This is a genomic window from Pseudodesulfovibrio portus, from assembly GCF_026000375.1.
Lineage (GTDB): Bacteria > Desulfobacterota > Desulfovibrionia > Desulfovibrionales > Desulfovibrionaceae > Pseudodesulfovibrio > Pseudodesulfovibrio portus.
Genome location: NZ_AP026708.1, coordinates 974,981 through 1,000,136 on the forward strand (window position 1 = coordinate 974,981; position 25,156 = coordinate 1,000,136).

Here is a 25,156-nt window from a genome sequence, read left to right on the forward strand (position 1 = left end):
ATGCTCAGCTCTTCAGCTGCAAGAAGTCGCCATCGATGATCAGCAGCTTGACGCCCTTTTTCGTGACCGATCGGTGTGAACTCAGATCATCCGAAACCACGTAGGACATCCCCGGGGTCAACACCGAATCGGGACCGTTTTCCTGTTCGTTGACCACCTCTCCCTCCAGGCAATAGACTATGTGGCCCTTTTGGCACCAATGATCCGCAGCATACCCTTCGGAATATTCCACTATCCTGAGGCGCAACCCCGGGAACTGGACCGTTTGCCAGTAGGCTGCCCCAGTTTCGCCCTGATGTTCGGTTCTGGGAATCTTCGACCAGTCAATCGTCTGGAAAGGTATATTCAGGTCACTCATCATCTCTCCTTAACTCTCCAAGGTTGTTGCAATTAATGGGAGCATACCCAATTCGGCACAATCCTCAACAAATATGTACGGTCGCTTCGGCGCGCGATTTTCCCTCCGCCCACACAAAGCCCTCCTGTTTCTCCCAAGCCCCCATTGACGGTTCCAGCACAACGTGCTTTATATAAATATCCATTAATTTTAATATGATACCTTTTTAGTCGGGTTTATTGCAAGCACATTAAAACTCTCAACAAGGAGGATACGATGAACGAGCAGCATGAAGGTTTGACGCGCAGGCAGGTCCTGACCGGTGTCGGAGGACTTGCCGCAGGACTCGCAATCGGAGGCCTCGGTGTCCCTTCCGCCATGGCCTCGGCAGGGCAGGACGCAATCTGGCCCATGCCCTACGTCAAACTCGACCCCGAGGAAGTTCGCAAGCTGGGCCACCGGGGCTACTATGAAGGCGAATGTTGCCGCGGGGCCTTTTCGGCCATCGTCGGCAGCCTGCAAAGGAAGGTGGGCGCTCCCTTCACCGGCATCCCCATCAACATCATGGCCTACGGTACCGCCGGAGTTGCCGGATGGTGCACCCTGTGCGGCGCCCTCAACGGGGCCTGCGCGGCCATCTCCCTGGTCAGCGAGAACTACAAGGCCATCGCCAACGAGTTGCTGCAATGGTATGTCCAGGCCCCCTTCCCCAGCGAGAAGGCCAACGCCCTGGCGGTGAACCACCAATACCTGGTGGACAAATACAAATCCGACAAGGCCCTGCCCTCAAGCGTGCCCGGCTCGCCCCTGTGCCACATCAACGTGAGCCGCTGGTGCAAGGAACACGGCTATGCCTCGGGCTCCTCCGAACGCAGCGAACGGTGCGCCAGAATCAGCGGGGATGTGGCCGCCTATGCAGTGGAATTGCTGAACATGGACATGGACGGCAAATTCACGGCCATGCACAAACCCTCGGCCGAAGTCGAAGGCTGCCGGGTCTGCCACAGGAAGGGCAAGGACTTCGAGGCCGGTAACTGGACACGCGGCAAGATGGAATGCGGTGACTGCCACGACGAGGCCACCGTCAAGCTGGTGGGTCCGGACCATCCGTAACAACAGAGTTCGGAAACAAACAAGAGGGGATTCTTCGAGATTATCCCTCTTGCGCCTTTCCCCTTCGCAAGCATGACACCCCCGGCAACTCCGGGGGTTTTAATTTCTGAATCACGGGACAACATCACCGGCCAAAACAGCCGCTTTCAAGCGCGCCCACTCCCCTTACTGGTATTCAGCAAATCAACTGAATGAGCCGTCCCCCATCACGATCTCGGAAAACGTGTCCACCTGGGCCTCGGCCTGGGAAAGGGTCTCAAAGCAGGCGATATGCATAATCGCATCGCCTTTGTGCACTGACGGGAGCGACTGCGTTCCAATGACCATGCCATTCTTGGGTGAGAGGATATCGACGGATTCATGGCTGAACGGATCATGAATCGAGCCCAGGACCTCTCCTTTTCTCACCCGTTGTCCCATCTTGGCCTTGGCGCGGAACAACCCGCTGGCAGAGGCCCTGATCCACGTGCGGTCGTGTGCAACCTGAAGAGAGACCTTCTTTTTCGGCCTGGTCGTTTTTCTTTTCGTCAGCATGCCGAGGTGTTCCATTACAGACACGATGCCACGAACACCGGCGCGGATGGAAAATTCATCGAAACAGAGTGCCGTACCAGCCTCATAGAGCAGCATTTTGACCCCATGGGTTTCAGCTGAGTGCCGCAATGTGCCCTCCGTGCCCTCCACGTTCAGGGCGAGCGGCGCGCCGTATGCCTCCGCCATGCCAAGCACGACCTCGTCCTTCATGTTCCCGCGCAGGTGGGGGAGATTGTTTCTATGGTTGGAACCTGTGTGGAGATCAATGCCGTACTCACACCGGGTCACAACGGTATCGAATACGACCTGTGCGAGCTCCGAGGCCAGTGAACCGCCCGCTTTGCCGGGGAAGAATCGATTCAGGTCCCGCCTGTCCGGGAGATAACGGGTATTGGCCAAAAAACCGTACAGGTTCACGATTGGAATGGCATACAATGTGCCCGCAAGTTTGGACAACCTCTTCAGGGTGGTCAATTGGCGGATGATCTCGATGCCGTTAAGTTCATCGCCATGAATGGCGGCACAGACGAACAGGCTCGGTCCCTCCCTGCGCCCATGAAAGACGTGGACAGGCATGCCCGACCCCTGCCGCAGATAGGTGTCGGGCACGGGAAGAATAACCGTCTGATGCTTGCCCCGCGCAATGGAATGCCCGGAAATTTCGATAGGTGATCGTGCCATGGTTGCAGGCCTTTTGTTCGCCGCAAAGGGAAGTGCAGGACTAACCTTTGCCGCGTGTTTTGGTTTTTCCAGGTTTGGCGTTTTTTTCTATGAATTGAATTATCCTGGCCGCGATGTTGATGCCCGTGGCCTTTTCGATGCCTTCGAGTCCCGGCGAAGAATTGACCTCCATGACCACCGGGCCATGATTGGAGCGCAAAAGGTCGACGCCACAGATATTGAGTCCCATGATCTTGGCTGCCCTGACTGCCGTGGAGCGTTCTTCCGGTGTTATTTTGACCGGAACAGCCGAGCCGCCACGATGAATATTGGAGCGGAATTCATCGCCAGCCGCAGTTCGTTTCATGGACGCAATGACTTTCCCGCCGACAACGAAACAGCGGATATCGGAACCTCTTGATTCATTGATATACTCTTGAACGAGGATGTTGGCCTTGAGCCCCTGGAAGGCCTGTATGACACTCTCGGCCGCCTGCCGGTTCTCGGCAAGGACAACCCCGATACCCTGGGTCCCTTCGATGAGTTTGACGACCAGCGGAGCGCCACCGACCATGTCGATAAGATCGCCCGTGAACTTGGTGGAACTGGCAAAGCCGGTCACAGGGAGACCGATGCCTTTGCGTGACAGGAGCTGCAGGCTGCGGAGCTTGTCACGGGAGCGGGTGATCGCGATGGACTCGTTGACACTGTATACGCCCATCATTTCGAATTGCCGGACAACAGCGGTGCCGAAAAAGGTGATGGAAGCGCCGATGCGGGGAATCACGGCATCGACGTTTTCAACCACGTTCCCCTTGTAGTGGATGCTCGGCTTGTGCGACGTGATATTCATGTAGCAACGAAGGGGGTTGATCACTTCTAATTCGTGGCCCGCTTCCTTGCCAGCTTCGACAAGTGCGTTGGTGGAGTACAGGCTGCTCTTGCGCGACAAAATGATTATTTTCATTAACTTTTTCCTTATTTTTGACTCTTGGCGTACACCGTGGCCCCGTGGCGACTTCCTGCCTGCAAAGACAACTGAGGATCGACGATCAGCCGCCGGGTCATGGCATTGCGCCCCAAAAGCATTCTGAATTTCATTTGGTCACGATTAGTCAAGGTCAATTCTATCGGCCAGGACCGGCCAGCTATCCGGAGCGTGGTGGATATGACATACCGCTTCTGGCTATCTCCACCGGAATTGGTCACTGTGCGGCGATCCACCAGAGGAGCTTCGCAGGGTATCTTGATGTCGTCGTTTCCCTGCAGGGGATGCACGTTGAATGAAACGAGCCGCGCCCCATCCCTTTCAAAGGGGATGACGTCAAAGGCATGGAGGGCCGAAGTCTTTGCCCCGGTGTCGATTTTGGCCTTTATGGCCGGCACATTGAGATCCGGCAGCGCCAGCCATTCGCGCCAGCCAATGATCATTTTCGGTTCTTTTATCTTCACAGCGATATCTACCCGTATGATACGATTGTTATGGCGATTTCAGCGTTGCGTGAGTGGCCATAATTGATGGGAATTAAATAGACAACAGAAAAGAGAGCACCGCCCGCATTATTGAGCCAAAGGGACTTCCGACTTTGGGAGAATCACGAAAGTGCCTGCTTGGCACGTGTCACAAGAAGACCATTTCTGCCATCCATAACGACAGCATGGCGAATGACTCCAGGCCACCCGGCAACCGGGCCTGGAGCCGACAGGGAAAACCGCCCTTTTCCGCTCCGGATAGTACACTCCAAAAGCCACAGAACCATTCAATATCATTTGTATATTCGTTTGTATATCCCACTAAAAAACAGATGAGAGCAAAAATTATCAAGCCTCTATAATTATTGATGGATTTGGTCAGAATCAAATCATCGACGATAATCCCCCTGAAAAAAAGCAATTCTGAAAACCATTTTATCGCCATTCAACCGCTGGAAATTTTATTCGGCAAAATCAGAGGTAGTACCGGTTGTTCGGACAATTCGGCAGCATGGATTGAGCAAGCAGGAAGTCTTGGATTTACGATGGTCGGACATAAACTTGGACTATGGTGAAACGGGCATCATCCGGTTTTACAGGACCAAAACCAAGGTGGAGCGAGTTCAAATCGGCCTGGAAGAGTGTGTAAATCTCTCGATATTGATGATTTCCACTTCCACGACAACAGGCACACTTACTGCTCAAACATCATCATGGCAGGCGGTACGCTCAAGCATGCCAAGGAGATGATCGACCACCAGACGCTCCGCATGGCGGACCGATATTCCCACCTTGAAGCGGCAAGAGAAAATGTCATACAGGACAATCTGGCCGCCCGCCATGAAGACACCCAGACTATGGTTTCGCAAAAAAGGAACACATAGCGGACATATTCCCAAAGACGCCCGGCAGACACGAAAAAAGGATCTCAAGCATCAACTTGAAATCCTTATTTCTCTCGTGGCGGAGCTGGAGGGAATCGAACCCACGGCCTCTTGAGTGCCATGCAAAAGGACCGTCAATCACACACCGTACCTATCCAGGAAGCGCTGCTCATTTTCTGCCGCACCGATGACCAGCAGCGCGGCCCCCTTGTCCAACGGACGTTTCGGGTCAGGATTGACTTCCATCTCCTCCCCCCGGGACACGGCTATGATGTTGCAGCCGGTTTCAGCGCGAACGTTGCTTTCCGCAAGCGTTTTTCCGGCAAGCGAAGGCCCCACTTCAACCTGAAAGATATTCAGCCCTTCAGTCAGGGTCAGAACCTTGCCCGGACTCAGCAGGTTGATGATCGTATTGGCCGCCATGGTGGCGTAGGACATGACCAGATCGGCACCGGCCTTGTGCATTACCGAAACGTTTCGGTCCAGCGTGGCCCGACTGATGATATGAATGTCCGGCCTGAGTCTGCGACAATAAATCGTCAGGTAAATATTCAGGTCGTCGTTGTGGGTAGTGACGAATACCGACGGAGCGTTATCAATGCCTGCGGCTTTCAGCACGCCGATATCCGAGGCGCTTCCAAGAACGTAATGGGTATCATTTTGAATCAGCTCGGGGTTCTTCTCCACTATCTTGTAGTCGACATTCCGTTGACTGAGCACTTGCGCGGCGGCCTGCCCCACCCGACCACCACCGAGGATGAGCACGGGAGCTTCCATGGGAGGAGCCTCGCCGACATAGGCATCGTAGGCCTCGAGCTGCTCATCGGTCCCGGCCAAAATCATGATCGATCTGGAGGTGATAACGGTCTCCGGACGGGCAGGCACCAAACGGCCGCGTTCCCACAGGCCGACGAGGTTCATGTTGGTTGCGGAACGCAGACCGCTCTCTTTGACGCTTCGACCAACGAACGGCGTATCCGCAGCCGGAGCCTCGGCAATATTCAGATTTTTTATGCTGCCGATAACATTGTGTCGGGTGCCTGTCCCCAGGGTTCGCCGGGCCAGGATTTCGCCAAGCATGCGCATGAACTGGAAGACGTGGCTTGATCCTGCCAATTGAAGGATGTCGACCGATTCCTCGGAATCGGCATTGGTCACCACCTGCACGTCCGCCGACACCTCGCGAATGGTATAGGCGGCGTTGGTGTTCTTCATGTCGTCGCTCAGGGCCACGACCATGACCGCCTGATCGGTCCGCAGCCGCCTATACGTCTCTGCATTATCGGAGTCGCCCACCACAGCCTTGTAACCCTGATCCACCAGATCCAATGCGTGATTCACTTCATTGACCAGGATGCAATACGGGTAGTTGTATTGCTGAACGAGCGTCGCCAGACTGAGGGCCACTATGTCGGAGCCGATAATGATCAAGTGTCCGGATGTCTCCTCGGGGAGTTCGCGGGCAGCTCTGGACTTGGTCTGGGCTTCAAGAAACGGCGCATAAAAGAATTGAATGAAGGTGAAGGGCAGCATCACCAGCAGGAAAACGATGCCGGACATGAGGACGCAGAGGGAAAACAATTTTCCGATATCAGACGTGAAGGTGATGTCGCCGAACCCAAGCGTCGACATGACCGTCAGCGTCCAGTAAAAGCCGGTAATCCAAGAGTGGTACTGCCCTTCCATTTCCATAAGGATATGGAACAGCACACTATAGACCGCTATGAAGAAGCACAGCAGCAGAATGAATCGGATCAGGGAATGCAGGTTGCGCTGGGCGCGTCGATCCTGAAAGAAGTACACCAATTGGGACGGAATGAATTTCATCTACTCTCGCTCTGCTTGGCGATGTGTGACCTGCCAAACCGAGCACACTCGCAGATTGTGCCGATTACTTGCCGCAGCAGCGGGAAACAAGGGAAGGGCACCATACCAGGCTCCCAATCCCCCAAAACCAGCCATTACCCACCCAATATCATTTGCAAATTAATTTGTATATTCCACAAGAAAAGGCTTAGAAGGAAAACCTTCTAAGCCTTTATAATCATTGGTGGAGCTGGAGGGAATCGAACCCACGACCTCTTGAATGCCATTCTTGAGGGTCGTCAACAGAATGATCAACTTAACACGTTAATAAAACTGGACTTATTCGCCGCCAAGCCTATTCGGAACTCCCCGTCGCATGCTGTGCGGAAGGCGCGGAATGTCGTTGATCTCGCATGGCGTCGGGGAAAAAGCGGACACATAGCGGACACGGATTTGGTTATTATAGAAGCAACTACAAGCAGGACTAAACCTTCGACGGCCTAGGGCGGACGACTCTTGTGGCCGAATCCGAAGAGTCTTCGTCAAAATCAAAAAGCACTCCGCAACATTCCATCTTATGGAACAATCTTCGGTCATCATTCCTTCACGAATGGAGAAATGATTCATGAAAATACGAGACCGAGACCTTATACATCACCGAAAAGACCAGGATTGCCTCTACTTCAAAGCAGATGGTGCAGCCTTGTGTCTGTCGCCATGGAATGCCGATTTTAGATGCCACTGTTGGATCGACCAGAAATGGATGCCGGTGGACCGATTTCCGGGGCTACGCCTAATTTTCACTCCACCGAGATTCCGAAAGCCATGTTCGCTTCGCCAACGGTTTCTCGACAGAATCCCCGAAGAGATACGCGAATTGGCCAGACCTTTCAGGTGGCACCAACTAAGCATCCTCCGCTTAATGCGCTTCACACCCTACGCCATTGATCTCGCCCACTCCAATCCCATCCTGCTTTGGCTCATCGCTGAACTGGTGAGCACGGGCAATATGACGTTCAAAGAATGCCGCGAATTGATCCAGCTCAAGCAGAAACAAATCGTCAAGCGGCTATATCCATACAACCCTTCGCTTTCAGTAAAATTCATCAAACGGTTCCAAATGGTAGACTATGATTTCAACGAATTCCTTGCCCTTAAAAAAGTCACAGGAAACACGGCGATCACACTTCATCTGCTGCATTGTGGGACAATTAATCTAAAATCTTTGGCCTGTTCTGAAATGAATGAGGAACTACTCAGTTGCGCATTTTTCAAAAAGCTCATCCGGGAACAGGAGACATTCAATCCGCTCTACAAAAGAATACGCGAAGAATTCTATGAATGCCTTCGGATTGCCGAATTCATGGAAAAACGAAATCCATGGCAGGCTTTGAAACGATGCTCCGATTACAAACAATTACTGAGACTTCATGTCAAATGGGCAAACGAGGTCACAGACGAGCAAAAACTGGCTGAATTCATGAAACGCAAGAAAACCCCTGACCTTGCTCCGCCTAAAGCGCCTGGAACTGACACAATTGTCCCCATCACGACTGTCCATGAACTATTTGAAGAGGGAGAAGAGCTAAGCCACTGCGTTTTCAGCTATCTCAACGAAGCCTCTTCAGGGGCACTCAGTTTTTACAAAGTATTGTGGCCCGAGCGAGGTACAATCGCCCTTAGTAGGGGTTATGACAATTTCGTGGTTCAAGAGTTCAAGCTACACCAAAACAAAGAGCCAGGAGAACTCTCATGGGACACGATTTCAGCGTGGCTCAAAGAGATAAACTCCACGCCCGACTGACAGCACAACTTCCCCAATCTGTCGTTCCTTTTTTTGGAACGATCGACGTTTATCCTCTCAGACCAGCAACTAAATCTTGATCCAAGGAGGGATTATGGGCTTTGGCTCCATCGAACGTATTCCTGACCAATTTTTGAGCGACGACGATATATATGTTTTTGAAGCCAGCATCACCTGGTTTTTGCGATTGCTCAGCAAGGGAATCCCGCTTGACGAAAACGCAATCAGGTTTTCGCTCAAAGCCCTGAATGACAGGGCTCCTAAATTTTTGACCGAATGCAAGGAACTAATCACTGTTACCGGCCCTCAAAAGCTCACCCCCGGAGAATTGGAGGAACGCCTTCAACACTTCGACGACCTGGAAGATCACAGTATCCTCGCAGACAATATTGAAATTCTGATAAAGAAATGCGGAGTAGCCCTGTCTCGTCCACTTGCAGCAATTCTGTATGAGCAACTGAGCAATCGCCTCCACGACTTCCCAGGAACGAACGAATCCAACCTCGATAAAGGATGCAAGATCCTGCAAACATTCTTTCGACTCGATGAAACGGAGGTAGCCATAATCCTTGCTGTCCATCTGCTTGAAAATTGGGATGTACTCAATGAATACTTTGATTCCCATTTGAGTTGTCGTGAGCAGGGAAAAACAGGGATTTTTTCCACCATGCTGGATATCTCGCAACAGGATTTCAACAAAGCCATTTCCGGAAAAATCTCCAGACTTGAGTTGGTAGATAAATACGGATCGCTGACGGTTGACCGGGTAGTTGAATCAATTTTCACCACTCCGATCGAGAACATGGAGGACCTTTTCTACAAGAAGGCAAAGAAAGAACTCCTCCCTCTGGAATACTTTCCCCTTGAGGAAGGCGTAGCCGAACACATCCTCGCCCTTTTGAAAGCCGACAACACGGCTCCGACGCATATCCTTTTATACGGCGAACCCGGCGCGGGGAAAAGCAGCTTCGCCGCAACAGCAGCTAATGAAATCGGACAAAATGCCTACAATGTCAGGACACCTGACAACAGCGATTCTTCAGCACGCAAAAAAGCTCTCGAAGCTTGTCTCAATATGACGGAAAATGGACAGGAGGGGTTGGTGATCGTCGATGAAGCGGACAACCTGCTCAACACCGAATTCGCTTACATCTTTTCGGGAGACAAGCAGGATAAAGGATGGCTCAACGAATTCCTAGAGCGTCCCGGCACCAGGACCATATGGATAACGAACGACACCTTCGGCATTCCGGATTCGGTCATGCGGCGTTTTGCCTACAGCGTAAAGTTCCAGAAACTCGGTCGCGACGAGCGCATCAACATCTGGCAGCGGGTTGCTGCCAAGAACAAAGTTTTGGGGCTCCTCACCAAGGACCAGATGAAACAGTTTGCCGTCCGCTATCCGCTGTCCGCCGGCTCCATCGACATGGCCATCAAGAAGGCCAAAGAAATAGCAGGCCGCAAAAAACGGCCATTCTTCCAAGCGGTGGAAAGATCACTGACGGCGAGCCAGCAGTTAATATCCGGTGACAGTTCCATCAAACGGGACGACATCATCGAAAACGATTATTCGCTGGATGGTCTTAATCTGGATGCAGACATGCCGGTACTCCTGGAGCAACTGGACGCATTCAACACCTACCTCAAAAGAGATTCAGACGAGTTGCGCGTCAACATGAACCTGCTTTTCTACGGCCCTCCGGGGACCGGAAAAACGGAACTGTCCCGTTATCTGTCCCGGCATCTCAAACGGGAGTTGATAGTGAAGCGCACGAGCGACCTCCTGAGCGCGTGGGTAGGACAAAGCGAGCAGCAAATAGCCAGGGCATTCCGGCAAGCCGAAAAACAACGGGCCGTACTGGTTATCGATGAAGCGGACAGCCTGCTCTTCAGCCGGGACAAAGCGGTTCGGTCATGGGAAACGTCCATGGTCAACGAATTCCTGACCCAAATGGAACATTTCCGGGGGCTACTTATCTGCACCACAAACCGTATGGACGAACTGGACTCGGCGTCACTGAGAAGATTCAATCACAAAATCTTCTTCGACTTCCTGGCCAAGGAGGGCGTGGCGTCCTTCTACGAGAAGATGCTTGCCCCTCTCGTGAGCCGGCAGGTGACCGACAATGACCTCCGGGCCATCTGCCACCTGAAGAATCTGACACCGGGCGACTTCAAGATCATACGGGACAGATTCGCGTTCTACCCGAAGAGCAAGATCCGCCACGCCGATCTCGTCCAAGCCCTGGCAAGGGAATCCACAATTAAAAACGAAACGAGCAGACAGCGCGCCATCGGGTTTTAATCAACTCACTCGACCAGATACGATCATCCCGATAATATTATGGGTTTCCTTCATATTGGTTTATTTGGTATCAAAGATTGCATCCAGAGGCAGTGCTGCCTTTGACCGACCAATTTCGCTACAAGGAGACCTGTGTGCCGCCCAAGAAAAACCAACACGCCAAGCCGACTCAGAAGGCCGTCACGCTATTCTGCCAGCTCATGTACACTGGCAAGCGGCATTATCTTATCGACCTTGCCAGAGAATTGGATTGCTCGAAACAGACCATCATACGGATGATGGAGGATATTGATCGCAGCTACTCGGTGCGAGTTGAAAAAGGCAAGGACGGCAAGCGGGCTTGGTATCAAATCCAGGCGCCGAGAAACAGACCCAAAGTGGCGTTGTCTGAAGACGAAATCAGCCATCTGCTGCTCTGCAAGGAAATGGTCCGCCATCTGCTGCCGCAGGGTCTGTCGAAAGAGGTCGACGAGACCATCCACAAAACGGTCGCCCTACTCCCGGCCCTCGACAACAGAGCACAAGCCTTCGAATCCTTGGCCGGGGCAATCCTGAAGGGAAGTATCGACTACACCCCCCAGGAAGCGATCATCACGACGATCCTCAATGCCATCGCGGGAAAGGACGTGTGCGAGATCAAATACAAGGCATTGGGGCAAAAAGAGGAGAAGCTGCACTACTTCGCTCCCCTCAGGATCAAGTCGTACAGGGAAGCCCTGTACGTCACCGGTTGGAAGGTGGATATTCGGGCCAAAGAAGCCGAGCCGATTTACGAAATGCATCTGCCCATCCACCGCTTCACGGCCGCCGAACCTGTCAGAAAAAAATATTTCATTCAGCAGCAGGAAAAACCGCACCATTTCGGGTTTCCGGAATGCGAACCGTTCCGAATCAAAGTACGGCTCACTCCAGAAGCCGGGCGTTATGTAAAAGAACGCCGCTGGAGTTCGGACCAAGTCGTAACGGATTTGGATGATGGACGATGCGAACTTGAATTCACGGCGCAGAGTGAAACCGAAGTACTATCCTGGGTATTGGGATTCGGAGCTAATATCCAAATGCTGGAACCTGAAAGCCTGCGGGCAACTGTTAAGTCCGAACTTAAAAAGACTTTAGTACATTACTCAGAAAACGATGAACCATGAAAACCATCACCGTAAAAACTGAAAACAACAGCAGGGTCATCTCTGTGATGCAACTGGATTTGCCGAGCAGAGTACTAGCCATAGCCGTCCAAGTTCTGGACGAGCAGACTGAAAATCAATGCTACTGGGTTGAAATTTTCGATGTAGACAGATTGCCCCCAGAGCAGCACGAACAGGTGTGTTCGTTCTGCTTTGATACGGAGCGGGAAGCAAAGGATTGCGCTGCTAAGTTGGCCAGTTGTGCCGATTTCATGGTGTAGACGACTTATATCAACGACCAAAGCGAGTGATTTGTGAGTGATCCTATATGGGGCCTGCTGGGATCTGATGCCATTCCGAGCCAAAGAAGAACCAGAACGTTGGACATCGGCTCGTCAATAAGGTTTTACAACAACCTTGCAGTGCCTGGACTCGGGGGAATCTGGTTCGGGAAACAACTCTTTCTGGCCATGCTGGGTGTTTCCGTCGCGCAGGAAGCGCGGGAGCGCCATGGAAAGTCCTTCAACAACATCAGGACGGCAAACGCCATTGAAGCATTAGCATGCCTCTTAACTTTGGAAAGCACCGAGTGGAAATCCGACCCTCGTCTGAGGGGAAGCACTAAAATGAAATCCCGACATACTGGGGACTACAACTTCGCCACCATCAGCCGCCCCGATTTTTACGTAACCCAACCCATGCGCATGTCTACCGTACAGCCCCTGTTCGCGCTGGGGTTGGTGCGAGAAGATTCTGGCAGCCGTTTTAATTCATTCAAATGTTCTGATGAGGGAAATCAATTTGTCTACGAATTCAGTCGCGAGTATGGGCAATGCTACTACACAAGCGACCTTCGCGATTGCTTAATCAAATGGGTGGTCGAAAAATCTTTTTACCCCAAGAGATCAACTGTCCAAGAAGGATTGTCGCCACTTGAGCCGTTACGCCAAGGAGCCTCGAGTTACCTGCGCCTGCTTCTTGAACGAGGCGGGCGTTGCGAGGACAGGGAAGATGTCACCAGACGAAAGAACGCCCTCGCATGGATGGAGTTACTTCGAGCAAAATCGGAACAGGTCATCAGTTGGGACAACAAGCCGCCGGTCATTTCTGATGACCATTGGCAAGATTTGAGAACTGGCTCTCTTCTCTTTGCCGCGCGGGACATGGCAATCGAAACACTTGATATAGTTGAGGATCATATTTTCTCACTTCAAAAGCGAAGAATGGAACTGAAACAGGATGTCCCCTTTGCAATACGCGAATCCCTGCAGCACCTGAAGGAGACATCACAAGCATTCCTCGACCAAGCGCCGAAGGATGAGGCCGGAGCTACATTCTGCAGGGAAATGGCTCAAGGCAGCACTCTACAAAGACTAACCAACCTGGTTCGTCGAGACGAGCTTGTTCTTAAATTCCGAGGAGGAGCCATATTGCCCGGCCCCGCCTTCAAAAAAGACGACAGACAGACAGGCGATGAGCCTATTCAAGATCAGCCCTCTGACAGGTCCGAAGAAGGAAACAAGATACACTGGCCAGACAACATTTCCTATCGTGTCAGGAATCTCTTTCTACTAAACGCCGACCTGCATGGGGAAATCGGTGATTGGCTGGGAGACATGGAATCTCAAACGGGAGATTTCAATGTCTAATGCCTATCATCCCCCTTCCCTGCTCAGGCACTTTGAATCTCCTGATGAATACACAGGGGTTTTCGGCTGGCTCTGTGGTTATTCCGCAGACGCATGGTTCCTGGATGAAGCCCTCGAACTGTTCTCAGGAAAGACCCATGCACAAAGAGCTTACGAGGGGCGCATATGCATAGCCATGATACTTGATCCAGGAGCCCCCCAGTTGACCATGGTCGCTGTCCCCGGTTTGGCCCATCTGCCTGTTATGAGCAATAAGCCACTCCCGTGCAATCTGCTCCACGCAAAAGTCGCGATTCTCGCTTTTCGGCATGGGACGGACAGAACCCGCTGGTGTGTCCGCCTGATCGTCTCCACCGGCAATTGGACACGCCAATCAGTGGAAGACAGCCTCGACTTAGCCTGGCGGGTAGATCTGACCAGTGAAGACATTGTAGCCGGTAGTTCTGAAAACAGCGGAGACATATGGGCTGCTTGGGACTTCCTGAACTGGACATCAAGCCATTTCGACAAGTCTCTACTCTCAGTTTCCAGAGACGATCTAGAGGAAAATCCCGACCGTTTTTTTGAACGCATAATAAGCCTGGCAGGCAAAAGAGACAATAAACGCTCCCGCTTTTTCGATAACAGAAATGAAAGTCTGCTCGCGCAATTGCCAAGACTGATCAAAAAAACATCGCCAGTGCGGCGCAACTACATAGCCATGGGGTCTGGATTCTACGAAAAGGCGACCAACGATGCGGTTCCTTCGGTGCTTCAAAACATAACGGAAGCCCTTGTCGTGGACGAACTGCTTACCGCCTCTGCCGATAAAAATGTGTTCGTTAATCCAGAGGAATGCCAAGCCATAGCGAATTCAAGAGAGGCTATGCTCCGAAACGGTTACTCCATATATCGCGCCGCAATACCACCGTATATGCGGGAGCAGGACAAATTCCTGCATGCAAAATTCATTTTCAGTGCCAATGATAGAAGCGATTCAGACTATTGCGGAAGCCCTTGGGTATACTTGGGCTCCGGCAACCTGACAAAATCTGGTTTTGCATCCAAGGCCTCACTCGGACGCGGCAACCTGGAAGCGGGTGTCGTCTTCTCTCCCGGAAATGTGTACTGGGGAGAGTCAGACGAGAGCCTCCCCCAAAGGAATATCAAAAATCTACTCCCGATTGGCTGGGATGACCAGTTGCGGTTGACAGAGGAATGTCCCCTGCTGCCCGGAGAAGGCTTTCCCGGAAGAGAGGACATTTACACCGCGTCTCCCGTAAGCTGGTTAATCTGGGAAGAGACGCGCGACGGAAATCAAATAACTATCCCTAGAGGGTTCAGGAAGCAATTGGAGCAATCTCTTTTGCGCGACATGAAGGTCCTTGATCGCGACGGCGAACCATGTCCGAAAGTTGATGCCCACACCTTTCACTGGCTGCATGAGCGCCCCCGAATGGTAACTCTTTCATGGCCAGAAGAAGACAAATCCTGCCAGTCGGACATCCCCCTTGTGGATGAGTTCGGACGGCTGGCGGCCACGCCCCTTCCTCAATTGGGCTTGTCGGAAGCATGGAGCATATTGGCAAACTTCCCCATGCCGCCGGATGGATTAGAGCCAGAGGATTTGCAGGATCAGCCTCAATCGGAAGAGGTAACCGCCAATTCTTGCACAGCATTACCGCAAGGCCAGGACTACGGATCGGATTACCCTGTCAGAAAAATGATGCAACTAGTTGAAAGTATCGCTGGAAAGCAGACGGCAATAGACCAACCAGACTGGTCAGCATGGTGCACTCGGCTGGAACAATGCCTCACGCAGGTGGGCGAGACAACGACTGTGAGCTTGTTCAAAAAACTGGAAATCGATCCCCTTAGCCCCCTGGCACACCCTTCCTTCCGACCTGAATACGCGGAGACAGCCAACACCCCCGAAGGTAAACGCTATGAAACCATCCTTCGCAAAATAACAAAAAGGTGGGGCATGGAGCGGGTAACCGGAATTGGAGAAATTCGATGACGCTATCAACCATCAACTGGGAAAGGGTTGCCAGCAGCCTCCGGGATCGAGCGAAACGAGAAAAACAAATTGTCGACTCCAACGTCGGCCAATCAAGGCTGAATGCCGGACAGCGGGCCAGCCTGTTGGCAATTGCCGACAGGATCGCCGACAACGGCATCATTATCGCTGATGAAGTCGGAATGGGGAAAACCCGTACTGCCGTGGCCCTGGCCAAATGCGTCATCAATAATGGCGGCCGTGTCGCAATAATTGCTCCGCCCGGCCTCGCCTTCCAGTGGCAGGACGAATTGTGGGAAGGCGAAGTAGAGGCTCCCCTGATGCTGAGAAGCCTCGAGCAATACTATGCTGCATGGGCAGAAAAAGAATCCTGGCCGTTAAAGCAGACCGTGGTTCTTTCACACAATTTCGCCAACTGGCGTATTCAGGGCAACTCTCCGCTTTGGAGAAGAGGAATCTTGCCGGAACTCTTTGCCCTGTTCCGAGGACGCAAGCCACGATACTACTGGGAAATAATGAAATATGGCGATGAGCAACGGGAAATTCAGGTTCATGCTGCCGCAAAACACATTCACGAACAAATTTTGCAAGATCCCCGCCTGCAAAAGGGACGGCGTTGGGAAGCGATCGTAGACCACTTAGATTGGCCCACAATCGCCGAGTCCAACACAGGATACATGAATTCTGGTCCCTACAGAAAGCCTCTTCATGACGTCATCGGCCTCGGGCTTGGCATCTTTGATCTCGTCATCATCGATGAATCTCATAAGGCGAAAGGAGAGCGGTCTGGATTATCACGACTCCTCAACATGCTTTGCGAATCAGCAGATGCAAGGCGGGTAGGAATGACAGCGACCCCCGTGGAATTGGATGTGAGTCAGTGGAAACAGAGTCTGAGACGAATAGGCGGCAAGGATCTCGAACGCCTGGACGACCCTATTGAGGAGTACAGGAGTGCTGTCCATCGCGTTCGGGAAAGGCCGGACATCGCCGAAAACAGAGAGCATTTCAAAATAGTTGCAAAACAGTTCCACAAACTCCTGTCGCCTTATATTATCAGGCGAAACAAGAAAGAGGATCCCACGGTATTACTTTATGGAGAAATAGCCCAAGGTCAAAGAAACAGCTATCGCGCTCACAAAGAAATTGCCATCGAGGCTGACAAACTTGAGCGACCTTGGCGTGAAGCATTGTGCGCCGCCGAAGCTCTGTCGTTTACAGCCCGACAAAAAGACAACTCCGTGGCAAAACGTTTTCGCCTCACCATGGGAAGCGGACATGGGTTAAGTGCGATAATGGATCAGGTCAAAAATGATTCAGGGCTAGCGCAGCCTGAGTCTTCGGAGATGCCTACCACTGAACAGCATCTTTCAGGACCGAAATCCGGACATGAGGCCAAACGTCTTGGGCGCGTCGATTTCTGGTGTAAAATACTCGCGACTCCGCACAAGTCGGGAGACAGCGCACTGTATGCGCATCCAGCTATAACAGCCACGGTCGAACACATCGAAAAAAAGACAGCCAACAACGAAAAGGTTCTTGTATTCGGGCGCTTCACGGCTCCCATGCGCGCGTTGGTTTCGTTGCTAAACGCACGCCAGATGATCCGTTGTCTCAAGGAGGACCAATTCTGGTCCCGCTCCAAGGTCTCGGAATCCGAAACCGAAGCAGTAATCGCCGCATGCAAACAAAAGAAAATTGCATGGAGCCTCGACGAAATAGATGCCATGTTAAAATTGCAATACTCGAAACTTCAGCAACAAAGAGAAACCTTTCGTAAAAACCTCATTCCGAGGCTCAGCAACGGCCTGCAACACATTACTGATCAGCGCATAAACAACCTGTTTCTCGCTTTCAAGGGGCGAACTGAAGTCGAATGGGACAATGATGCCGAAGATACTCCCAGAAACCTTGTCGGAAAGGCCCTGTTTGAATACTTTCAAAACCGTAGCCAGCCTAACGATCATGATTTAGCCAACGCATTCGTCAAGATACTCAATGCCCTAAGTGACAGGAACGAAGGAGATAATAACAACGACGGGGAATTAGATGTGCATGAAGCCTGTTCCCTATGGCCTGTCTTGGAAGATCGTTTGAGAGAGGAGCATTCCAAACGGACCGGAGACTTTGCACGGCTCATGTATGGAGAGACTAGTCAATCTTCACGACGGATGATGCAACTCGCTTTCAACAGACATCGCAGCTACCCAATGGTACTTGTTGCACAATCAAAGGTAGGAAGAGAAGGGCTCAATCTGCACAAGGCATGCAGAAACGTGGTTCTGTTTCACCCTGAGTGGAACCCCGGAGTTGTCGAGCAACAAGTAGGCAGGGTGGACCGGTATGGAAGCATGTGGGCAAAGCTTCTTGAAGATTATGGGGCAAACAGCGCAGCCCCTACGGAAGCTCTTCCAAAAATCAACATATATCCCGTCATATTCAAAGGCACGTACGACCAGTACAATTGGAAAGTGCTACAGGAGAGATGGGATGATCTGCGAGCACAATTGCACGGAGACATCTTGCCGCCGCGCCTCCTGCGGGAGGGGGATGAATCCGTTGCGGAAGAACTTGCCAGGTCAGCTCCTGATTTTTCTCCTGTCAGAAAATACAAGAATGTATAAATCGAAAACCATCTAGCAAATGACAGACAGCCTTTTCCGCATTCACTCTTCTTTATTTGGAATCCATGAGGGATTGCTAATCGGCAAACGCAACTTCATCCAGAATAATCGATTTCACGCTTTGGGCCTTGAGCGCCATATTTTTAGCAGAATTAATGACAGTTGAGTCTAACACTCCACCAGCCATTGTAAGAGTATAGTCCAACGTAATGCCTAAGAAGTTCGATGTTGCGACAAATCCATATGCATCTTGATTCATCATATCTATTTCTCTCTCAATATCGTCCCACAAATCATCGCCTTTTTGAAAAGTCGCCATTTCCTTTTTGTCAAACAATTGCACTCTAAATTTTAAAAGCTCATGTCCGTCTTCTTGTATCCCCCCTTGGACCCAAATCATTACAACGACATCCAAGTTGGAATTTTTTTCTGTAGATGGGAATAAAACATCGACTCGATCGTTTGCGAGATCGCCCTTGACTCTGCTTGCTTTCATGTCAACCGCTAAAAACACATCGTTAAGCCTGTCTACACTTTCATAAGTAACATCACTACTGGTAACAACAGTCATGTCGTCAGTCTCCATTGAATAGACTATGTTAGCGTAAGTATACATCGATCAAATAAGACATTCTCGCTTTTATTCTTTAATTATAAGTTTTACCATCACTCCAGCCAACGCAAAATGCAACCACAATCCCTGATTTGCTTTCCCGGTCGCCTTTTCAAGCGCTTTCCCATACGTATCCAACTGCCCGGCATAGCTCATCGCCTTTTTTCCCAAGGCGGCTTTGTTGCCCAATGATGTCTTGTGGTCGATGATGACGTCGCCGTCCGGTTGGCGGCACAGCATGTCGATCCAGCCGCTGCCTTTTTGCAGTCCGCGTTTGAGGTGGATCGGCCACTCAGTGAGGACGTCGCCCGTGCCTACCGGATCGATTGTCGTTGCGGTGAAAGACCGCAAACGTTGGTGCATTTCGAGCAGCATGTCGGCAGTGAGGTCTTTCAAACCCAAGCCGGTCACGATTCGTTTCGCCCTCGCCCTGAGAGTCGCCTCATCCTGGTCCGGCGAAACCACCGCCAGGAAAGCGTGCACCGCGTTGCCCAAATCCACACGGGAATCGGTCGTCCTGGTCAGCAAGGGCGGGCCCAATTCAAAAAACTCCACAGAGACCTTGTCCTCATCGACGCTCTCCCCGCTCGGCACGAAACGGGCCGGGTGATATTCCACCATTTTCTCCGGCAACGTCGGCGCATGGCTTTGGACAAAGCCGCCTGTTGCCTCCTCCTCGATGGGCGTCAGGCAAACTGTCTCAATGGGGAATTTCTTCCCTCCCATCTCGATCTCGGTTGTCCCCGCTTCATCGGGCAAAGTCAGGATCTGGTTACCGGCAGCATCCTCATAACTATCGAGCCAGGCCGTCGCCGATTTATTCGTCACCTTTCTGGCTGAAAGAATCAGATAGTCCCTGGCCCTTGTCATGCCTACATATAATAAGCGCAGTCGCTCCCTGCGTTCCTGCTCAAACGCGGCCTTGGCAACATCGCTCTCATCAACCGCATCGGAAAACTCTTCAATTTTTTTCTGTGCTCCAAAAGGCCAGGGCCAATAGCGAAGCCACCGCCCAGCCAGAGGATCATCGAGATCAAATTTGGCATCGGACGACTGCACACTCAGTCCAAACGGATTGCCGCGTTCAGTGGAGCCAAGTCCCGTCAAAATGACCACGGGCCACTCAAGCCCCTTGGACCTGTGGTAGGTCAGGACTTGAACCGCATCGTCTCCCACGCCGACAGCCTGGTCATCCGCGTCATCCGCTGCCAGTCGGTGAAAATGATTGATGAGTCCGGCCGGGGTGCAGGCGCATCGTCGTGCCTTGCAAGTGGACTCGTATCCTTGGGCGTGTCCCCGGAGGGCATCCAGATTAGCCTGCCTGAGCGCCGGGTTGTCCCACCCCAGAGCCATGCGCCCAGCATCGGAAAGGTCGATTGCCAAATCAAGCACTTCGGACGGTGTCAACGAAGCAAGCCCCTGACGTGCATTGTCCAAACGCCCGAACATGGGATGCAGCGTTTTCACTGCGTCCATCCCTTTTTCCAGAGCCAACGCAAACCATTTTTCCAAACCGAATATCTTGGCCAGCTCCGCCACCGCCAAGGTGTCCTCCTGGCTCAACAGATATCGATACGCGGCCATGACAAGTACCACCTCGGGCCGCTTCATCAGTCCTGTACGCGGGATGGCGGCCCTGATGCCGTTCTCCTCCAACACGGCCGCAACCCCGCGGCAGTCCGCATTAGTCCTACAAAGGACCGAAATATCCCCGGCCTTGAGCGTACGTTCTTTTTTTGTCGTCTTGTCGAGAATCACGTACTCTGACGCGTTGTCGAGCATGTCACGCAAGCCGCCAACGAGACACAAGGTGTCGTCTGTCTTGTTCTTCGATTCGAATCGCCAGCATTTGAGGTGCGGACTCTTCGGCGTGGTCGCCCTCACCTTGGAAGTCAGACGCACCCGTTTTTCAGGAAGGCCGAACTGCCCGAATGCCGCCGCGAAGAACTCGCTGGCGAAATCCACCAGGGCGGGCTGCGACCGCCAACTGTTCGGCAGCGTCTCCGGTTCACCAAGCGAATCGATGACGGCATCCATCAACGCCGGATCCGATCCCCGGAAGCCGTAAATGGATTGCTTCTGGTCGCCGACCCAGACGGACTGATCCACCAACTTGGACAACTTGAGAAACAGTGCCAGTTGTATCGGGCTGGTGTCCTGGAATTCATCAACCATGACCATGTCCAACCGCTCTTTCAACTGGTCGGCCACGACATTGTCCTCAATCATTTTCAAGGCCAGCGCCTCCTGGTCCGTGAAATCGATGAGTCCCAAATCCTTCTTGTGCTGCTGGTACAACCCGGCCGCTTCAGCAGCGCAGTCGAACAACAGCGTGATGAACTGACGAACCTCGTCCTGAAACCGTGGATGCTTAAGGAATTGGCAGGCCAATTCATTGAGAGCCTCAATCTCATGCGCGCTCTTTGCCGTAGTGTTGACCTTGGACAACTTAGACCACGTTGCCCAGTTGGGAATGGCTCCCCGGTAGAATGAACGATGAATGACCTGAAGCGCATTCTTGGCGTCCTTCGTGCCTTTGGTCGTATCCCCGTCAGCCGGAAGCGCGGCGATGGTCCGTTCCAGTTCCCGCACTATTTCCACATCCAGCTTTTCCCCTTCAGCCTTGGAAAGGGGAGCGGGCAACAGTTTCTTGAACAACTTCCAGGACCGCTTGCCGCTTTCCAGCATCACCTTACGGTCGATGCCATTCGCCCGGGCCTTGTCGATGATATCCTTGACTATGTCTTCCCACCCTTCGATCTCAAGAGAGCGCACGAGCGGGACGGTCTGCTTGGTCCTTCGACCGACGGCATCGGCAGCAGCAACACGAAAGAGCGCCGCATCCTCACCGTCCGGCACCACCTCCAACGTCGGAGATTGGCCGACCTCGAACGCATAGTCCGTGAGAAGCGAACCGCACACGGAATTGACCGTACCGATATAGCCGTCAAACACGCGCCGGGCTTCTTCGGTGCGCCCATGCTCCAACAACTTCGACCGAAATCGGCCACCTATTTCCTGGGCCGCCTTCTTGGTAAACGTGGTGGCAACCACTCCCTCAGGACGAACCCCTTTTTCGAGACTCTCCACGAATGTTTTCGTCAGGGAAAAAGTCTTTCCGGACCCGGCACTGGCACTGATCAATCTGATTTTCCTACTCATATCCAACTCCGCAAACCATCGCGTAATCACAGAAGAAACATCCCGTACCGAAATCGAATTCCTTTTCTTCCTCGTCATCGCTTGGTGCAATGGCTTCCACTTCTCCGGCCATCAGGCGGTCAATAATGGCGTCATAGCGTTCACGCACCATCTTCCAGGTGGCTTTCAAATCACAGTTCACGACACTTTCAGGTGGAAGCCACGGAGCCTGGGAGGATATCAGTTCTGTTTGGGCCAGCATGTAGTAGGCACCGAACGCCGGGAGGTCGTCCTTATCAAGCATCCAGCAATAGGCTGCCAATTGTAAGGCGATTCCCTTTTCCATTTCCTCACGGCGGTACTTGCTTTTGTTGGTCCACTTCATGTCCCAAACCACGGGGTTGCCCTTGTCGTCTTCAAGACTGATGTCGACAAATCCACGATAAGTCTGTCCCGATTCATCGATCCGTTCAACGCGCCGCTCGCTCTCAAGAACGGACAGCTTCGCGTTTCCAATACGCTCAAACAGATCCGACACGGCCCGTTTCAGCCGGGAACGCAACTGCTCCCGTGCGGTTTCCATACCGGGCAGCAGGTAGACCGCCGCCATCTCCCGGAGCCGTGAATCGAACAACGCAACAGCCCGCGCAACTGCATCTTCCGATTTCCATGTCCGCGACTCATTGATCAAATCCTCGACAATGGAATGGCAGAACGAACCGATGAGCTGATTTCCCTCGGAAAGCGCCGGACTGCCGAGCGCGCCGACATCCAGGACGTAAGTAAGCACCCACGCCAAGGGGCATTTGATAAGCTGCGACATACCTGAAGGCGATTCCTTTTCCCGTCTGGCGACAGTCCCCGCCGGAGCTTCCCAGTGCTGCTGAAATTCCAGGGCGGCATTCTCCACCACGAGCTCCAGCGGGATAATCCGACCCATCAGGCGATCATCGCCTTTACGCAGTTGCGAGGCCGAAACCGTCATGGCCGGGATGTCCGTGTCCCCGGAAAGATTCATGACGGCAACAATATTTTCCCAGAAGGGATGAGGCGGCAACGGCTCTCCACCATCCTGCTCCGGCATCACGAGGACCAGCCGCTTATGGGTATTGCACACGGCCTGTTGCCAGGATGAGAGTTCCAGATTTCGATGCAGATCCATATCATCCATATGGACCCCGGCATTATTCAAGGCCGTCAACTCGGCATTGGTCCATGGCAGACGGCAGGACGGCATCCCTTCCATGGTAAAATCCCACCAGATGACCGTGTCCACCCTGTCTCCTAGCTGTCCCGGATGCGTTAGAACCGCCCAGGGCGAAGCCTCGGCCTTGTCCGCAATGCTGGCACCGCCTCCGATGACCGAATCAAGCATCCGGTCCAATTGTGGCTTGGGGATGGCCTTCCGGCCCGTTTCCCGCACGGCCTCGGCAAGCTCCAAGGCCATGCCCGACACCGCCCCCATCAATCGTCCTTCCAGGGACTGCGCTCCCTTTGCGGCCCAGTCGCTCAAGCGCTGGCAAATGGTGCAGATCGTCTCCACATCCAACCCAACATGCGGCGACACCCGTTTCACTCCGGTCCAAAAACGCAAGTCCTCCAAGAGTGTTTCACCGTCGTCCTGTTTTCGCGCCCATTCTTCACACTTGCCAACAGCCTCAATCCATTTTTTCCCGCCCATACCTGGAGCCTGTTCCAAGACACGAACAAGATGACCTGCCATGGCCGGATGCAGCGGACAAATCGGTGCGGTCAAAAATTCCAGATAGCTTTGCGGATCGAACGGGGCCCAGTGAATTCCTAGCCCCAAAGGCAGCAATTGCAGCGCGGCACGCCATTGTGACCGACTGCCACCACCGGGACGCGGCAGACCGTGTCGGCACATGGCAGCGTCCAGGACTTCCGCCCCGGACTCGACGATAAGCGCAAGGTCACCATCCGAGTCATCCTTTACGGCAAGCCACGCTCCCAAGGCGTCTGCAGCTTCCAGAGCCGTGGCCGAGGACAAACGGACTATCGACCCATCCGCCTGAAATGTTGCTGCAACGTTGCCAGAAGTACACAACCTTTCATGCAGGATATCCAGATCAGTGGACGTCCTTGGGGCAACATCAGGCTGCCACACGCCAAGCGGAATTCCCTTTTCCTCCAGCGCCACAAAAAGCCTGCGCCAACAGGACGGCCACTCTGTCACGTCATGCACATGAAGGACGATTTCGGATATCCCAGAAATTCCATATATGGCGAGTGAACCGAGAATATCCTCAATGCGCTCGGCGAGGCCTGGAAGGACGCGGGCCGACTTCTCCAGCGTGGCCATATCCATCAAGCGGGCCGAAGCTCCCGGATCATGACCATCCCAGCCGGACAATCGAAGCTGATCCCTCAATACAAGTAGACTCCTTGCGGCGGACCAGCCGTCCGCCTCAAAGGACTTTTTGTAAAAAGGCTCGTCGGTCTTGCAACAATCATCCATCGCAGCCAGGTACCGGGCAATGCGGACAGGCTGTCCATGGTGACAAGCGGGGATGCCCAGGCGCGTTTCGAGAATGCTGACCAAACCAAGCGGACCGGTCGTCATCACCCCTTCTGCCGCCTCCGAGTTCCCCAACTCGCCCGGGAAACTTCCTCCGTCAAAAAGATATCCAACATGTATTTTCATGAAACACGTTTCCTTCCGCGTCCTGCGATCTTCCAAGCCAAATAAGCACATTCACATTCCAGATTATGGAACAATATTCGAAGTACTTTGCGGGGAGAGTGCCACAACTCATCGGCACATTACAACATATTCATTTCACGATAAAAACCGCGAAGGAGTCTTTGTGAAAAACCGCGAGCCATACATTGATGAGCATGGAGAACTGATCATTCCTTCGGATTGCCCAGAAAAATACAACTGGTGGAAAAACAAATCGGCTGCAAAAGGCGAAAAGGAATACTGGAGGCAGTCCACGGATAGCCAATACTTGCGAATCGACCAGATCCTGGAGCAGTTGAAAGTCACACAAGAAGTTTGGGAGAAATATACTCACCTGCCATACCGTGGCCCTTGGGAATAGAGTCAGGGATTGGATAAAAAATGATAAT

Annotated in this window: 19 protein-coding genes; 10 read left to right on the forward strand and 9 right to left on the reverse strand. The window is 52.6% G+C overall.

The features are described from left to right. Positions 1-4 precede the first annotated feature (4 nt). A complete protein-coding gene (locus tag OO730_RS04755; RefSeq protein ID WP_264983437.1) occupies positions 5-358 on the reverse strand; it encodes a DHCW motif cupin fold protein in 354 nt (117 codons plus the stop codon). A gap of 255 nt (positions 359-613) precedes the next feature. On the opposite strand from OO730_RS04755, the gene OO730_RS04760 reads away from it, so the two are divergent. Next, the gene (locus tag OO730_RS04760) at positions 614-1,450 is read left to right on the forward strand and encodes a C-GCAxxG-C-C family protein (RefSeq protein ID WP_264983438.1); all 837 of its coding nucleotides are present in this window, start codon (positions 614-616) and stop codon (positions 1,448-1,450) included. A 183-nt stretch (positions 1,451-1,633) separates the two neighbouring features. Here the strand turns inward: OO730_RS04760 and OO730_RS04765 are convergent, their stop codons facing one another. The 4 genes from OO730_RS04765 to OO730_RS04780 all read right to left on the reverse strand — a co-directional run bounded on the left by OO730_RS04765 (position 1,634) and on the right by OO730_RS04780 (position 4,562). Further along, the gene (locus OO730_RS04765) at positions 1,634-2,665 is read right to left on the reverse strand and encodes a succinylglutamate desuccinylase/aspartoacylase family protein (protein ID WP_264983439.1); all 1,032 of its coding nucleotides are present in this window, start codon (positions 2,663-2,665) and stop codon (positions 1,634-1,636) included. A gap of 40 nt (positions 2,666-2,705) precedes the next feature. Then, the gene (gene rimK / locus OO730_RS04770) at positions 2,706-3,611 is read right to left on the reverse strand and encodes a 30S ribosomal protein S6--L-glutamate ligase (RefSeq protein WP_264983440.1); all 906 of its coding nucleotides are present in this window, start codon (positions 3,609-3,611) and stop codon (positions 2,706-2,708) included. An 11-nt stretch (positions 3,612-3,622) separates the two neighbouring features. Further along, the gene (locus OO730_RS04775; RefSeq protein ID WP_264983441.1) at positions 3,623-4,096 is read right to left on the reverse strand and encodes an ATP-dependent zinc protease family protein; all 474 of its coding nucleotides are present in this window, start codon (positions 4,094-4,096) and stop codon (positions 3,623-3,625) included. A 169-nt stretch (positions 4,097-4,265) separates the two neighbouring features. Beyond that, positions 4,266-4,562, reverse strand: a complete 297-nt coding sequence (locus OO730_RS04780; RefSeq protein WP_264983442.1) for a hypothetical protein — start codon at positions 4,560-4,562, stop codon at positions 4,266-4,268. A 196-nt stretch (positions 4,563-4,758) separates the two neighbouring features. On the opposite strand from OO730_RS04780, the gene OO730_RS16285 reads away from it, so the two are divergent. Next, on the forward strand, positions 4,759-5,001 hold the full coding sequence (locus OO730_RS16285) for a tyrosine-type recombinase/integrase (RefSeq protein WP_407681909.1): 243 nt from the start codon (positions 4,759-4,761) through the stop codon (positions 4,999-5,001). A 138-nt stretch (positions 5,002-5,139) separates the two neighbouring features. Here the strand turns inward: OO730_RS16285 and OO730_RS04790 are convergent, their stop codons facing one another. After that, positions 5,140-6,828 carry a potassium channel family protein gene (locus OO730_RS04790; protein WP_264983444.1) on the reverse strand — a complete coding sequence of 563 codons (1,689 nt, stop codon included), beginning with the start codon at positions 6,826-6,828 and terminating at the stop codon, positions 5,140-5,142. Positions 6,829-7,432: 604 nt separating this feature from the next. On the opposite strand from OO730_RS04790, the gene OO730_RS04795 reads away from it, so the two are divergent. From OO730_RS04795 to OO730_RS04825, 7 genes are all read left to right on the forward strand, one after another. After that, positions 7,433-8,611 carry a PcfJ domain-containing protein gene (locus OO730_RS04795; protein WP_264983445.1) on the forward strand — a complete coding sequence of 393 codons (1,179 nt, stop codon included), beginning with the start codon at positions 7,433-7,435 and terminating at the stop codon, positions 8,609-8,611. Between the two features lie 94 nt (positions 8,612-8,705). Further along, complete coding sequence (locus OO730_RS04800; protein ID WP_264983446.1) at positions 8,706-10,916, forward strand: AAA family ATPase; 2,211 nt, start codon at positions 8,706-8,708, stop codon at positions 10,914-10,916. Between the two features lie 134 nt (positions 10,917-11,050). After that, entirely contained in the window at positions 11,051-12,061 is a 1,011-nt protein-coding gene (locus OO730_RS04805) for a helix-turn-helix transcriptional regulator (protein ID WP_264983447.1), read from the forward strand. After that, the gene (locus OO730_RS04810; RefSeq protein ID WP_264983448.1) at positions 12,058-12,321 is read left to right on the forward strand and encodes a hypothetical protein; all 264 of its coding nucleotides are present in this window, start codon (positions 12,058-12,060) and stop codon (positions 12,319-12,321) included. Before OO730_RS04805 ends, OO730_RS04810 begins: the two co-directional genes overlap by 4 nt. A gap of 33 nt (positions 12,322-12,354) precedes the next feature. Continuing rightward, positions 12,355-13,689, forward strand: coding sequence for a hypothetical protein (locus tag OO730_RS04815; protein ID WP_264983449.1), 1,335 nt, complete (start codon positions 12,355-12,357; stop codon positions 13,687-13,689). Continuing rightward, positions 13,682-15,688 (forward strand): phospholipase D-like domain-containing protein, encoded by a 2,007-nt coding sequence (locus tag OO730_RS04820; RefSeq protein ID WP_264983450.1) that lies wholly within the window; start codon positions 13,682-13,684, stop codon positions 15,686-15,688. Before OO730_RS04815 ends, OO730_RS04820 begins: the two co-directional genes overlap by 8 nt. Continuing rightward, positions 15,685-18,312: a helicase-related protein gene (locus OO730_RS04825; protein ID WP_264983451.1), complete on the forward strand. Its 2,628-nt coding sequence runs from the start codon at positions 15,685-15,687 to the stop codon at positions 18,310-18,312. The genes OO730_RS04820 and OO730_RS04825 overlap by 4 nt, the downstream gene beginning before the upstream one ends. Before the next feature lie 76 nt (positions 18,313-18,388). Here OO730_RS04825 and OO730_RS04830 read toward each other — a convergent pair whose 3' ends face one another. The 3 genes from OO730_RS04830 to OO730_RS04840 form a co-directional block, all read right to left on the reverse strand. After that, positions 18,389-18,883, reverse strand: a complete 495-nt coding sequence (locus tag OO730_RS04830) for a hypothetical protein (protein WP_264983452.1) — start codon at positions 18,881-18,883, stop codon at positions 18,389-18,391. A gap of 69 nt (positions 18,884-18,952) precedes the next feature. Then, positions 18,953-22,087, reverse strand: a complete 3,135-nt coding sequence (locus OO730_RS04835) for a UvrD-helicase domain-containing protein (RefSeq protein WP_264983453.1) — start codon at positions 22,085-22,087, stop codon at positions 18,953-18,955. Continuing rightward, positions 22,080-24,728, reverse strand: coding sequence for a RecB family exonuclease (locus OO730_RS04840; RefSeq protein WP_264983454.1), 2,649 nt, complete (start codon positions 24,726-24,728; stop codon positions 22,080-22,082). Before OO730_RS04840 ends, OO730_RS04835 begins: the two co-directional genes overlap by 8 nt. Here OO730_RS04840 and OO730_RS04845 point away from each other — a divergent pair. Then, positions 24,727-25,128, forward strand: coding sequence for a hypothetical protein (locus tag OO730_RS04845; RefSeq protein ID WP_264983455.1), 402 nt, complete (start codon positions 24,727-24,729; stop codon positions 25,126-25,128). The genes OO730_RS04840 and OO730_RS04845 overlap by 2 nt on opposite strands. Positions 25,129-25,156: the final 28 nt, after the last annotated feature.

Bases quoted from the DNA above. Each gene is read 5' to 3' on its own strand.
- OO730_RS04790 (WP_264983444.1), bottom strand. From the start codon at position 6,828: ATGAAATTCATTCCGTCCCAATTGGTGTACTTCTTTCAGGATCGACGC.
- OO730_RS04845 (WP_264983455.1), top strand. From the start codon at position 24,727: ATGAAACACGTTTCCTTCCGCGTCCTGCGATCTTCCAAGCCAAATAAG.
- OO730_RS04795 (WP_264983445.1), top strand. From the start codon at position 7,433: ATGAAAATACGAGACCGAGACCTTATACATCACCGAAAAGACCAGGAT.
- OO730_RS04755 (WP_264983437.1), bottom strand. From the start codon at position 358: ATGAGTGACCTGAATATACCTTTCCAGACGATTGACTGGTCGAAGATT.
- OO730_RS04810 (WP_264983448.1), top strand. From the start codon at position 12,058: ATGAAAACCATCACCGTAAAAACTGAAAACAACAGCAGGGTCATCTCT.
- OO730_RS04840 (WP_264983454.1), bottom strand. From the start codon at position 24,728: ATGAAAATACATGTTGGATATCTTTTTGACGGAGGAAGTTTCCCGGGC.
- OO730_RS04820 (WP_264983450.1), top strand. From the start codon at position 13,682: ATGTCTAATGCCTATCATCCCCCTTCCCTGCTCAGGCACTTTGAATCT.
- OO730_RS04760 (WP_264983438.1), top strand. From the start codon at position 614: ATGAACGAGCAGCATGAAGGTTTGACGCGCAGGCAGGTCCTGACCGGT.
- OO730_RS04765 (WP_264983439.1), bottom strand. From the start codon at position 2,665: ATGGCACGATCACCTATCGAAATTTCCGGGCATTCCATTGCGCGGGGC.
- OO730_RS04800 (WP_264983446.1), top strand. From the start codon at position 8,706: ATGGGCTTTGGCTCCATCGAACGTATTCCTGACCAATTTTTGAGCGAC.
- rimK (WP_264983440.1), bottom strand. From the start codon at position 3,611: ATGAAAATAATCATTTTGTCGCGCAAGAGCAGCCTGTACTCCACCAAC.
- OO730_RS04825 (WP_264983451.1), top strand. From the start codon at position 15,685: ATGACGCTATCAACCATCAACTGGGAAAGGGTTGCCAGCAGCCTCCGG.
- OO730_RS04835 (WP_264983453.1), bottom strand. From the start codon at position 22,087: ATGAGTAGGAAAATCAGATTGATCAGTGCCAGTGCCGGGTCCGGAAAG.
- OO730_RS04780 (WP_264983442.1), bottom strand. From the start codon at position 4,562: ATGGCGATAAAATGGTTTTCAGAATTGCTTTTTTTCAGGGGGATTATC.
- OO730_RS04830 (WP_264983452.1), bottom strand. From the start codon at position 18,883: ATGACTGTTGTTACCAGTAGTGATGTTACTTATGAAAGTGTAGACAGG.